Here is a 12,612-nt window from a genome sequence, read left to right as displayed (position 1 = left end):
TCTCTTCTTATTTCTAGAACTTACTTTGTCGAAGAGCGGGGAAATAAATTTTTTCAATATGGACTCACTAAAAAAACAACTCAAGGCTAATACGTATTTAAACGAAATTGAAGTAAAGGACGATATACTTTATTATATAAATAATATTGTAAATGCTGTAATGATAGGTACATCACAAACTGAAAATTGGGTGCTCATAGATACTGGTTTACCAAATTCTGCAGATAAAATAATGAGTGTTGCCCATCGAAGATTTGGAAAAAATAATCCTCCTGCTGCCATTATTCTTACTCACGGACATTTTGATCATGTTGGTGGGGTAGTAGATTTGATTAATGCTTGGAACATTCCTGTGTATGCTCATCCAAAAGAGTTTGATTACTTAACAGGAAAGACAGCATATCAATCCGTTTTTAAGGAACATAAAAATATGATTTTTAATCAAGAACCTATTAATATTAAATGCGTTTTAAAAGAATTGCCTGAAAATGGCGTAGTTCCCTTTTTAAAAGGTTGGAAATGGATCCATGTTCCTGGTCATTCCCCGGGACATATAGCATTATATAGAGAAAAAGATAAAATATTAATAGCAGGAGATGCGTTTGTATCGATGTCATTGGATGCCTTTTATAATACTCAGAAAAAAACTAATTCGTCTGTATATATGCCCCCTGCTTATTTTTCTTCTGATAGAGAAAACTTAAAAGCATCTCTGGAAAAACTAATGCAGGTGAATCCTGAAAAAGCCATAATGGGGCACGGAGAACATTTATCGGGCAAAAAACTTAGAGTGGGGCTACAAACACTTTTAAAAAGTTTGGATGAGTAATAAAAGTAATATGTTATAAGTTGAAGACAGCTTAATACACACACTAACTTCCTACTAACTCCCCCCCATTTATGTGTAAAACTTGTCCGGTCATATAACTACTATCTTCACAACCTAAAAAAACATAAGCTGGACCTAATTCAGCCGGTTGTCCAGGCCTTTTCATCGGTGTATTTTTTCCAAAATCTTTTACCGAATCAAAGCTGGAAGGAATAAGAGGTGTCCAAATAGGTCCCGGGGCTACTGCATTTACACGTATTCCTTTTTCTACTAATATTTGAGATAATGTTCTGGTGAATGAGATGATCGCACCTTTTGTACTTGAATAATCTAATAATACTTCATTTCCTAAATAAGCCGTAATAGATCCGGTATTAATAATGACATCGTTCTCTTTTAAATGTGGAATAGCTTCTTGAACGATGTAAAACATAGAAAAAATATTAGTTTTAAATGTTTTTTCCAATTGTCCTTGAGAGATAGCTTTAATTTGCTGTTGCGGGAATTGCATGGCTGCATTGTTCACTACAATATTGAGTGAGCCAAAATGATCTACTGTCGCATCAATAATATGTTTACACTTTTTTTTATCAGTTATATCAAATTTTAATAATAGACATGTGCTATGTGCTTTTTCAATTAAATCTTTGGTAATACGAGCATCCTCATCTTCTTCTAAATATACTATAGCAATCTTAGCTCCTTCTTTGGCGTAATGCACCGCCACACTTCTTCCTATGCCACTATCGCCACCGGTGATGAGCGCTACTTTATCCTTTAGTTTACCGCAGCCTTTATAATTCTCTCTTATATACTCGGGCTGCGGATGCATTTTTTCTTCTTTACCAGGTTGTGAAGATTGATGTTGTTCCGGAATATTCTTTTCTTTCTTCATAGCAAATTTTTATTTCTAAGGTAAAAAGGCTTTCATTCTAAAAATGATAATATAAAGTTAAAATGTGGAAAGTGTTAAGTTGTAGTGATACTGAGTTAATTAGATATGTGATTGAATATTAAAATATATAAAGTAATATAATTCTAATGAATTATAATCACTTTTCCGATTGAAAAAGCAACAACAGAAAGCTTTCTGAGGAATGATTTATTTTTTCTCTTGTAATATATAATGAGTATAGATACACAAAAATGAGATACATCAGTATGTGTAGATCCTAAAGATCCAAATGATAATTTTAGTATGGGAAGTAAATCTATTTATATTGGAGGTTTACACCCCAATAATAGTCCGATTACAAGAAAAAGTTAGTTTCCTGTTCTAGTATTTAATTTACGTTGGCAATTTTAAAAATTACGAATAAAGGATGTCCATCACAAAGTAAAGAACAGGGTGGTAATTAATCATATGGTAGAAGATTTTAATGATAAAAACGAAGCAAATTAGTATAGTGGGAGAGAAGTAGAAAAATTGAAAATGTACCTTTCATACATAAATCAATTATACGTTAAACAAATAGCAATTTAAAGCAGAGTCTTTTTTCGACTAATAAGAATTAATTGGCTCTAAAGGAGAATTTATGCTGCTTTTTATGCACCATATGAAAAAGAAAAAATAGCTTCAGGTTACAGCCCCGACACTTTTAAAGTTAAATGCGATAATTATAACGAATATCTAAGTTATTGGGAAAATTTATTTAAAAATTTAGAGCAGTTCGATATTAAAAATAATGAGGTTTATTGGTTCTTTACCCAGTTATTCTTCCTTTTGATTATTGTTTTTATTTTTTCTTAATTCAGAAGGAGAAATTCCATACTTATCTTTAAATATCCTGGAAAAATAACTCTTACTGGAAAGACCTATCTTATCAACAATTTCTGAAATACTATAATCAGTTTCTTTAAGATAGTGGTTGGCAATATCTAACCTTCTGTCGTGTACATACCCATTTACTGTAGAATCATACAGCTCTTTAAATCCATCTTGAAGTTTATTAACGTTAAGCCCCACATGAAGAGCTAATTTCTGTACAGTTTCAAATCTAAGCATTTCCTCACTTATTAAGGCTGCAGCTTCTTGAACCTGCTTGATTTCGTATTTTCTTAATACTGATTTTTTGTGGGGTGAGGCTTTATCATCTTGGTATTGTAAAATTTGAAGTGTCAGTATTTTGTAGGCGCTGCCCTCAAAAAAAATATGCCGTAAAAAATTTTCTTCCGGAAACCCATCTATTTCTATAAAAAGATCTGCCATTTTTATACAATAATTACCGTGATGATAAAATACTTCTACAGCATGAATGTCTCGAAAAAGCGTTTCTAAATTTTTACCTAAACTTTTTAAAGTACAGTCTTTATTGGTTATAAACTTAGCCCTATTTATTTCTAAGCTATTTATTCGCGTATGCAAGCCTGCCTTAAACTGTAAAAAATGACCGTTATTTTCGCAACTGGCAACAATAATATTTTCGAGTAAATTTACCAAGTGTTGATCTGTATCATTTTCAAAATGATGGGAGAATTTTCCTTTTTCACAAAATAAAAACTTTAAGGGGTGTACTTTGTCGATTACAAATCGTATTTCTATATCTTCTTTAAAAGTACAATCATAAATAAGAATGCCTAGCCCTTGCTTAAAGTCAATTCCTTTGATTGTACCTTCGCCATAATGTGCTGGAATAGTAAGGGAGTATTCATCACAATTTTGTTGGACTTCAGTTTGGAATTCAGTAGCTAGATCATCTATAACATCCTTTAAAGGTATAGAATGAGAAGTTATATGTTGCATAGGTGGTAGTTAGTCTGTTAACATAGGTAACTTTTATTACCAAGACTAACTAATTTGCTTTTATATTTAACGCTATTAAAATTAATACATACAAAATACCGATGAAATTTTTATTTGGTATAAAATACTTTTGAAAAAGAGAAGGAATGCCCACTTTTGTATGATGATATTCCTGAGAAAATCATTAAAAATAATTTTCGACAAATCACCGGTTTTTGGTTGAGACCCACAAAAATTGAAGCTATTGCAAAATATCATCAAGGCTTTTCAAAAAAAGACATCAAAAATATTACCACTCATTTAGAAGAAGACAATAAAAGTTTAGCATGTGCTATTCATAAGGAAAATGAGAAAACAACTTAAAACTTTTTAGTCAGTTGTTTGGTATAATTTAAGTTATGGATTGAGTTAGCGATTATTTTTAATTTACGATACCGCTTTTTTCTTTCCACTATTCCAATATTTCATTTACTTTTTCTTTGTCATAAATCTCACAAATATAAAGCTTGTTCGGATATGGTTCTTTTTTGCGGTAAGCTTCAATTATTGAAATTACTTGATTTCCAATCGTCATATTTTTTGAATCAGGAATAACAGATGATATGGTTCTTATAATACATTTTGATTTTTCTTTTGATTCAATTTTTGAAATCAGATTACAAGGTCTTTTTCAGTTAACCAATCAGCTTTGGTCTGTCCAATAGTCGTTAGTAAGTTCAATTCATTTTTTTGTTCATTTTTAACCTTCAATTCGGATAATAATTCTGACAAATTAAGTTCAGATATTTTAATGAAGCCATTTTTATCAATGTATTTCTGGCACTTCTTTTCTTTTAATTTCAAATTATCGAAGATCACATTATTTTTTGATTCATCTTGGCAAGATTGAATAAAGATTAATAAAATAACAATGTAATAAAGGTTTTTCATTGATGCTTGTCAAATGATTAATAAATGGCTTTTGTACGATTTAATTGGGTGCTTTAACAGTTAATTTAGCACAGCAATTACTTGTAATCCTTTTTTAGTTCGTTTTCAATATTTTCTAAATATATTTTGTCCATAGGATTTGAATATGGATCGTACATTTTTCTTCCCTGTATGTAAAGTTCCTTTACTTTTTCCAAACAAGATTTATACTTGGCAGGTTTGTCTAACTCTTGATAAGTCAACGCCAAATAATATTGATTTTCTGCTATTTCATTGTTTTGCGATTGTTTGTTGAATGTCTCAACTGCCTTTTCAAATTTTTTAGTTTCTAAATAAAGAACTCCAAGGTGTAGATAATCATATGCTCCTACAAAATCTTCCTCTTCGTTTAATTTGATTTGTTTTTCTATAATTTCAATTGCTTTTTCTTGTTTTTCGATGGCTTTGTAACACAGGCCTTTGGCGATATTTAAATGATAAGTTCCGTTTTGAGATTGACCAATATCATAACCTACCAAACTATCCAATTTTTCAATGTCTTTGATTGCTCCTTTATAATCTCTGAAGAATTGATAGCGACACCAACCTCTATAGCCTAAATGTCCTTTTGGATTGTATGCAACCGCTTTGTCAATTAGTTTTTTCCAAGTCACAAAGTCTCCACTTTTTAAATAGGCAATGGATTTTGCCCAATAAGCGTAATCGAATGTTGGGTCTATCTCGATTGATTGGTCTAAAACGGTTTGGTATTCTTTACTGAATTGGTAATGACCTTTAATTTCCATTGCTTTTTTACAAGCTTCATATTTTAAGGTATCTCCGTAATATTTATAAGCTTCGCAATTTGGTTGCGCAAACACACTTGAAAATGGAAACAGTACTATTAAAAGATTAAAATATTTCATTAAGGTAAAATTTCTATTAGTTCTCCGTCTGTAATTTTGAATATTAAATACATATAATAATCAACGGGCACTTCATCTCTTTCTAAAACTACCCAATTATCAATTCCTTTCGTTATGTTTAAAAACTGAGAAACAATTTCGTTATCAAACTCTTTTTCTTGATAATCGTAATCTGATTGCAAAACTCGAAATCTTCCTGCATTCCCTTTACAGTTTACGATAAACCTTATTCTGATTAGTCCATTCTGATTTTTATCTGATATTGGTTGATATTTTGTTTTAAATGTGTTTAAAATTTTAGATTTTTCTCCGCTATAAATAGGTCCTTTACCCAAATTGAAATATTGAAGAATGTTTGCATCTCCGTTGCAAACTTTAAATTCTGTTTCATCTATTTTATCATTTTGCTCAATGTCTCCAACCCAACGTAAATATTCTTTTTTTTCGCTGTCTTTTTTTTCGGTTTGACAGCTACAGAGCATTAAAAATAGTAGTGTTAATTTTAAAATTGATTTTTTCATTCGTCTTGTTCAAATGACTTATGTTTTTAACTATGGTTTCGTTGCAGAAAAAAATCAGCTGAATTTTTCCGCCATAAGCTTGCCATTAATAAAATTAAGGAATTTTCTACCGAAAATCATACCTCAATGCATTATGGCCGTTGTTGATATATGTTTTTTAATATAAATTTTAATCGCTTTTATTTTTATAAACCTTTCCATTCTTCATTATGAATACAACATTTTCTATCGTAGGGATAAAATCATTAATTAAATCTCCTTTAACGGCAATGATGTCTGCATTTGCTTGAGGAATTATATATCCAATTTCATTTTCTTTATTTAAATGCTTGGCTGAAATGTATGTACTAGATTGTAAAATATCTAATGGCTTCATCCCTGCATCAAAATAGTATTGAAACATATCAAAAGACGATTCTCCTCTAGACACTTTTATATCTGTATAATTATCAGACCCTGCTACTATTGGGACTCCTTTATCAATGGCCTTATTAAGTCTGTTTCTCATTTTGTTTAGATATTTATCAATCCAACCAATTTCATTTTCTTTATATCCCGCGAGTTTAACATAGGTGTTCATGTACTCTTTGCTGTTTTCTGTAGGGACTAGATAAATTTGGTTTTCTGCCATTTTAGTTAAGGTGCTATCTGCTAAATTAAACCCATGCTCAATACCATCAACACCAGCTTCGATAGCGTTCCAAGCTGACTGATTTGTGACACAATGAGCTGTCACTTTTAATTGGTATGCGTGTGCTGTTTTGACAATAGCTTTTATTTCGTCAATTGTTAAATAGGTTTTATTCGGAAGATTGTCAGCACAAATTTTAATGATATCTACATTCTGGTTTACATGTTCACGAACAGCATTTTTTGCATCTTCAGGACCAGTTATTATTCGGTATTCTAAATTTATTATGTTTTGATGTTCAGGAAGTACTCCATAAATTTGTCCACCCTTTGCAGCTAAAATAGGTCCCGAAGCAAAAATACGTGGTCCTTCAACTGTTCCTTCGTTTATAGCATCTCTCAGGGCTACATCAAGATATAATCCGGAGTTTCCAAGATCCTTAATACTTGTTATTCCTTGATATAAATAACTTTTGGCTCTTTTAGAACCTCGGAGTATTCTTAAGGCGTCACTTTCCATTGTAAGTGAATGAATGCTATGTTCCGCAAAATCTTCGTTCGCCTCTTGAGAGAAAAGTACATGGGTATGTGCATCTATTAATCCTGGAAGAACGGTGTAACCTGTTAAATCTATTGCTTGAATATTTTTAGGTAGAGATTCAAATTCTCCAATCTCAATAATTTTCGATCCTTTGATGTGTATGATCTTGTTTTTTAATAGCTTATTATTTTTACTATCGTATAATTTTCCCGCTTTAATATATATGCTCTCTTCTTGCGCTATTAATCCGGCAGGAAAGTAAATCGCAAGAACTAATAAAAAAATAAATAATTGCTTCATGCCTGTTTTTTTTAATTCATAACAGTCCTTTACCGATTGATTAAAAACTAAGATAGCTAAAATTACCGACTTTTATACTTGCGTGGTTTTGTCTGCAGGGCATGCAGCCGAAATCTTTGGTATACGTCTTAAGTCAGCAAAAGTTTTTATTCTTGATTAATTAATTCTATTGCTTTTTCTATATATAAATTTTTGTTGTAGTGTAATGCACTCTCTTTGATTTCATAATCTAACTTTAATCCTCTTCGTTGAACGCCTTCATCATTTGGATAAAATGCTCCAACTCCTGTAAAGTCGATTGTGGTACCATCGATGAGCGGTATTTGATTTCTATTCATCACCGCGCCAAAAGTTTGTTCTCCAATAGTTGTACAGTTTGGCGATGCTTGAATTGCCATTCCTATCCACTCTGCTTTACTGGCCGTTTTTCTATCGACTAGTAGGACTACCTCTCCTTTAAAATAGGCTTTATTTCTCCTTCCTGCTTTAAAAGGATTGTTTATGAAACTTAAAGCTGTAGTTGAGTCATATTCGCCATAAGAAGGTTTTATTGATGTAAGTGCTTTTACAAATGTAGTTTTTTCCGGGTAAAGGTGTTTCGCTATATCTGATGTACCAATATTTCTAGGATAGTTTCTTAAATCTATAATTATACCTTTAAAAAGATTAAAATGTTTGAATGCTTTCTTTAACTGCTTCTTGTCAATATAGTTTAAGTTTATATATCCAATTGCTGTATTTAACTTTTTCCAGTTTTCAGTCTTTGAAGGTCGTAAACGCATATATTTTTCGGCAACATACTTTAAAGGACTCAATTGAATATATTTCTTTATATGCTCTCCATTAGTTTTTAATATATTAACAAGAATTGAATCCTTAGCCGAGGCTAATAAATACGTTTTTTCAATAGCTCTTTTTAAGTAATTTTGATTTGAAACACTTATAACCTCAGAAAACTTATTCTGATAATATTCTTTTAAGGAGATATCATTTATTGCGTAAATGATATCTCCTTTAGATAAAGAATCCTCCTGAAACTTTTTTTCGTTAAACACGGAAGTTATAACTAACGAATCATTTATTATTTTCCCTCCAAAGTTTGGAAACTTATTTAATAAATTAAGTGTATAACTGTATTTATAATCTGAATGAGAGTCATTTAGCTTGCTAAACAAATTTTCTTTAGCTTTTTCAAAATTTTCTTTTCCTTTTGCAGTAAAAACTGGTATTAATTGATATAACACTTTTTCCCAAGGGGTGTCAGTCAAGTAAATATTTACATTCCAATATTTCATGGCATTCCAAAATGAAGCAAGAAATAATAGTCGGTGTTCTTTTTTAGAATAATCAAAATTCTCTAATGGAATTTCATTACTGAAATCTACTGAACTACTTAATTTTTTAACCTTTGCATAGTAGCTATTGTAATTAGTATTGTTTCTCAACCTATTTAGCAAACTAATAAGTTTGGAATTATAATTTGATTCATTAATCCATTCAAAATGATAATTTTCGGTAAAAAGATTATCCTGTGTATTATTTTCTTTTGTAACAAAATCATCTATCCCATAACTTTCTATCCAATCACTCATTTCTTTATCAAAAGCTTCCTTTGTCTCAATTAATTCTAACTTTTGATATTCTTTGATAAACTCCTTATTGAAATTAAACTCTCCATCACTTATTTCTGGGTGGTAATATTTTAATAACCCCCAAATTTTAATGAAGCTTTCATTTTTTTCTTTTTCATTGATTTGACTAAATGTATTTGTAAAATGAAAAAATAGACAGCATAAAAAAATATATTTCATAGACTTGATTCAAATTTTTACCCACTGGTTACATCCTAACAAATATATTTATTCTGATTGGTAACGGGACTACATAAGTAATTCAATTTTTATTTATTATAGGAAATCTAAGAATGAAAAAACCTAAACGCGGTTTATATTGATGAAGTATTTTTAAAATTTAGGGTTTTGATCAACCGCTACCTTTGTTCCCTACAGTTCTTTTCTTTCCACCATTCCAATATTTCAGTCACCTTTTCTTTATCATAAATCTCACAAATATAAAGATTGTTCGGATATGGTTCTTTTTTGCGATAAGCTTCAATTATTGAAATTACTTGATTTCCAATCGTCATATTTTTTGAATCAGGAATAAAAGATGATAAGACTCTCATAATACATTTTGATCTTTCTTTTGATTCAATTTTTGAAATCAGATATACAAGGTCTTTGTCAGTTAGCCAATTAGCTTTGGTCTGTCCAATAGTCGTTAGTATGTTCAATTCATTTTTTTGTTCATTTCTAACCCTCAATTCCGATAATAATTCTGACAAATTAAGTTCAGATATTTTAATGAAGCCATTTTTATCAATGTATTTCTGGCACTTCTTTTCTTTTAATTTCAAATTATCGATTATCACGTTATTTTTTGATTCATCTTGACAAGATTGAATAAAGATTAATAAAATAACAATGTAATAAATATTTTTCATCGATGTTTGTTCAAAATGGAAGCTACGATTTCTTATATGACTAGTAATGTATAATTATTAGTTAATTTTCAATTTAGATAAAACGTAGCTATTTTTTATCTGAGTTGTGGTCTATAGTTTTTATTTATTTTTTACTATATACTTTCAATTATATATTTTAATTGAGATTTTTCAAACTTTTAATTTATTTAAAATTTGTAGCCATATCGTATCAGATTTTATTTTCAGACTAAACCTTTCTTGATTTTTATCAATATTTTCATATTTAACAGTAATTCCATTAAAGTTTTCTAGTAGATTAGATTTTGATTGAAATTCAACTTTCTTTACTGAGTTTAAATCAATTTCTTTTTTCTGGATCTTTTTGGAAAGAGTAATCTTATAAGTGAAGGTTATTTTGGTATTAATCACTTGATAATCTATTAAATAATTTTCAGACGTTATTAATTGAAAGAACGTAAGGAGTAAGAAGAAAAAAAATATAAATAAAGGACTCAATGTCAAATTTATAATTTCAAAATAATAGGGGAGTGATAAAATTAAAATAAGAGGTATTACATCTTTTATTCTGTCAATTATTATATCTTTCAATTTTATCATAGAAGTAATTTGAAAATTAGAAATTCATGATTATTCGTTCGAGATAACAATCACTTTTTTAAGTTATACATCTTTTTTTAATATGTGAGATTGTGTATGTTGAGTGTCCCGCAGGCCATGTATTTTACGAGATATTGCTACAACTATTTTTTTATTTTTCCTCTATTGTTATCAATTTTTCCGAATTAAACATTGCCGCTGGAGAAATTACTTTCTCATCCATTGGAATATCGCTTCCGTAACGTTCTTTCATTGTTGCTTTCACAATTTCATTGCTCAAGTCAAAATCAGAAAGCTGTTCAAGCTGTCCGATTTCAATGTTTGTTGCTTGTTTGTAGATTTTCCAAACAAGTTCAGAGCAATAGATTTTTTCGTCTGACCATTCAAAGTAAATATCATACGGTTTCCCTTTAAATTGCTCACCAATTTCTTTCATTTTAATCAAAGTAGAATTTGTCAATACTTGGTCAGCGTTTTCAAGGCGCTTAATAACATAGTGCCTTTTCTTTCCGCGACTTATCCAGTCATTTAGAGGAGTTAGCTTTACGGGTTGAACCGCTTCGTAAACGAAAAACTCTCCTTCATTTTCATAAATAATTCCCATATGGCTGTACTTCGAGCCAGTCGCTAATTGAATGGCTTTACTTTGATTGGATTTTGAAGTCTGAAAAATAATGTCACCATTTTCAACATACTCAGAGTAGGCTTTGTCATACGCTCCAGTGGCTTCTCCGTGTAATCTGTGATATACATAAAACCCAATGCTAATAAAACCAACATATAAAATCAATGAGATTCCTAAAATCCAAATAACAATTTTTATAATCTTCTTCATCGTTTTTTATATGTGTGACAAAGTGTTTTTTTTGTTTGTTGCGTGTGTTTTGCACGAAAGTTAGCAAATAAAAACTGAATAGAAAATCTGCAAGGATTTTCTTAAGTAAGTTTGCACTAGCAATCAATTATATACTTCCGTTTATTTATTATTCGCCTGTTTTTTATAATCAAAATCAGTCCAAAACTTAATATTATGATAAGAGATATTTTATGATAAGAATTAAATTCAGATAAACCCTTTTCCTCATAATTAACTCATTATTATATTTTTAACAGTCGTTTTTTTTAACTTGCAGCTAAGAGTTTCAACTATCAAGAGTTCCGTGGATTAAAGGTAAATATTTCAAGTACACACCAAGCTTAAAATTCTCGCAGATTTTCAGAAATAGGCAAGAACAAGTAATTATTTATAGCATTGTTGGTTAACGTTTCTAATTATCTCTCAGCCATTTATCGAATTTACTCAGTGCGTCAGTATTTTCTTCAAGCCATTTTTTAGAATTTTCATTTCCGATTTGTGTTATGTACTTACAGTATACTTCTAAATGTTCGCTTTTAGCCAACTCATAAAAGAATACGGTATAAAAAGTCCACCAAATTTCCTTGTTTTTCTCATTTTTCAACTCTCCAAGGACTTTGAAAAATTTCTCGGTATTTTCAACAAACATCTCATCGTCACTTTTACCCTCATTTTCTTCTAAAGATTTAGAAGCCTCAAGCATTGAAACCATTAATTCTGCTGCTCCGAATTGACTATCGTTATTGGGTGAAAGTAAAATGTTTATAGTATTCGGCTTGTCATTGTCTTTTGAAACATTTCCGCCAAAGTTTTGCTGCAACATTGAATAAGCATCTAATGACCTTTGCGAATTTGGCTCTAAAAAGAGAAAATAATGTGAAGAAAGTAAAGTTTGAACCGCATTTCCTTTTTGGTTATGAATGTTGGCTAACATCAAATGACTACTTGAATGATTTGGATTTAATTCAATCCCTTTAATTACATTTTCTTCAGCGTTTTCAAAATCATTTATCTTGTAATAGTTCAGTCCTAAATTGTAATAGAGTAAGTAATGTCCATCAGTTTTTTTAATTGCTCTTTCAAATAATTTAATAGACTCATTGGTTTTCCCAAGCATGTCAAGAGCTGAACCTTGGACTTGCAACAAAAAACTGGACTTTAAGTTGAGTGACTATGCTGCTAGTTTTTGATTATACATATCTATTTCAAATTCTTTAATGGTTCTGTTTCCTAAATAAGAATGTCTTCTTCTGG

At 30.2% G+C, this 12,612-nt stretch carries 13 protein-coding genes; 2 read left to right on the top strand and 11 right to left on the bottom strand.

Going from position 1 to position 12,612, the window contains the following annotated elements:
- The first annotated feature begins 58 nt into the window (after window positions 1–58).
- A complete protein-coding gene (locus D9R05_RS07095) occupies window positions 59–829 on the top strand; it encodes an MBL fold metallo-hydrolase (protein WP_121666530.1) in 771 nt (256 codons plus the stop codon).
- A gap of 43 nt (window positions 830–872) precedes the next feature.
- Here the strand turns inward: D9R05_RS07095 and D9R05_RS07090 are convergent, their stop codons facing one another.
- Together D9R05_RS07090 and D9R05_RS07085 are read right to left on the bottom strand one after the other, a co-directional pair.
- The gene (locus D9R05_RS07090) at window positions 873–1,724 is read right to left on the bottom strand and encodes an SDR family oxidoreductase (protein WP_121666529.1); all 852 of its coding nucleotides are present in this window, start codon (window positions 1,722–1,724) and stop codon (window positions 873–875) included.
- An 816-nt stretch (window positions 1,725–2,540) separates the two neighbouring features.
- Complete coding sequence (locus D9R05_RS07085; protein ID WP_121666528.1) at window positions 2,541–3,572, bottom strand: helix-turn-helix domain-containing protein; 1,032 nt, start codon at window positions 3,570–3,572, stop codon at window positions 2,541–2,543.
- Between the two features lie 156 nt (window positions 3,573–3,728).
- On the opposite strand from D9R05_RS07085, the gene D9R05_RS07080 reads away from it, so the two are divergent.
- Entirely contained in the window at window positions 3,729–3,935 is a 207-nt protein-coding gene (locus D9R05_RS07080; RefSeq protein ID WP_121666527.1) for a hypothetical protein, read from the top strand.
- Between the two features lie 88 nt (window positions 3,936–4,023).
- Here the strand turns inward: D9R05_RS07080 and D9R05_RS15695 are convergent, their stop codons facing one another.
- From D9R05_RS15695 to D9R05_RS07035, 9 genes are all read right to left on the bottom strand, one after another.
- A complete protein-coding gene (locus D9R05_RS15695) occupies window positions 4,024–4,146 on the bottom strand; it encodes a hypothetical protein (RefSeq protein WP_262696567.1) in 123 nt (40 codons plus the stop codon).
- A gap of 433 nt (window positions 4,147–4,579) precedes the next feature.
- Window positions 4,580–5,407: a tetratricopeptide repeat protein gene (locus D9R05_RS07070; protein WP_121666525.1), complete on the bottom strand. Its 828-nt coding sequence runs from the start codon at window positions 5,405–5,407 to the stop codon at window positions 4,580–4,582.
- The gene (locus D9R05_RS07065; RefSeq protein ID WP_121666524.1) at window positions 5,407–5,928 is read right to left on the bottom strand and encodes a hypothetical protein; all 522 of its coding nucleotides are present in this window, start codon (window positions 5,926–5,928) and stop codon (window positions 5,407–5,409) included. Before D9R05_RS07065 ends, D9R05_RS07070 begins: the two co-directional genes overlap by 1 nt.
- Before the next feature lie 169 nt (window positions 5,929–6,097).
- On the bottom strand, window positions 6,098–7,399 hold the full coding sequence (locus D9R05_RS07060) for an amidohydrolase family protein (RefSeq protein ID WP_121666523.1): 1,302 nt from the start codon (window positions 7,397–7,399) through the stop codon (window positions 6,098–6,100).
- Window positions 7,400–7,545: 146 nt separating this feature from the next.
- Window positions 7,546–9,210, bottom strand: coding sequence for a S41 family peptidase (locus D9R05_RS07055; RefSeq protein WP_121666522.1), 1,665 nt, complete (start codon window positions 9,208–9,210; stop codon window positions 7,546–7,548).
- 179 nt (window positions 9,211–9,389) lie between these two features.
- The gene (locus D9R05_RS07050; protein ID WP_121666521.1) at window positions 9,390–9,902 is read right to left on the bottom strand and encodes a hypothetical protein; all 513 of its coding nucleotides are present in this window, start codon (window positions 9,900–9,902) and stop codon (window positions 9,390–9,392) included.
- A gap of 171 nt (window positions 9,903–10,073) precedes the next feature.
- A complete protein-coding gene (locus D9R05_RS07045) occupies window positions 10,074–10,502 on the bottom strand; it encodes a hypothetical protein (RefSeq protein ID WP_121666520.1) in 429 nt (142 codons plus the stop codon).
- A gap of 151 nt (window positions 10,503–10,653) precedes the next feature.
- Complete coding sequence (locus D9R05_RS07040) at window positions 10,654–11,337, bottom strand: YiiX family permuted papain-like enzyme (RefSeq protein ID WP_121666519.1); 684 nt, start codon at window positions 11,335–11,337, stop codon at window positions 10,654–10,656.
- Window positions 11,338–11,770: 433 nt separating this feature from the next.
- On the bottom strand, window positions 11,771–12,505 hold the full coding sequence (locus tag D9R05_RS07035; protein WP_121666518.1) for a tetratricopeptide repeat protein: 735 nt from the start codon (window positions 12,503–12,505) through the stop codon (window positions 11,771–11,773).
- Between the last annotated feature and the right edge of the window lie 107 nt (window positions 12,506–12,612).

The organism is Mesonia aquimarina (assembly GCF_003667275.1).
Classification (GTDB): domain Bacteria; phylum Bacteroidota; class Bacteroidia; order Flavobacteriales; family Flavobacteriaceae; genus Mesonia; species Mesonia aquimarina.
Note: the sequence above shows the minus strand (reverse complement) of the source record. Positions and strands in the feature narration are given on the sequence as shown.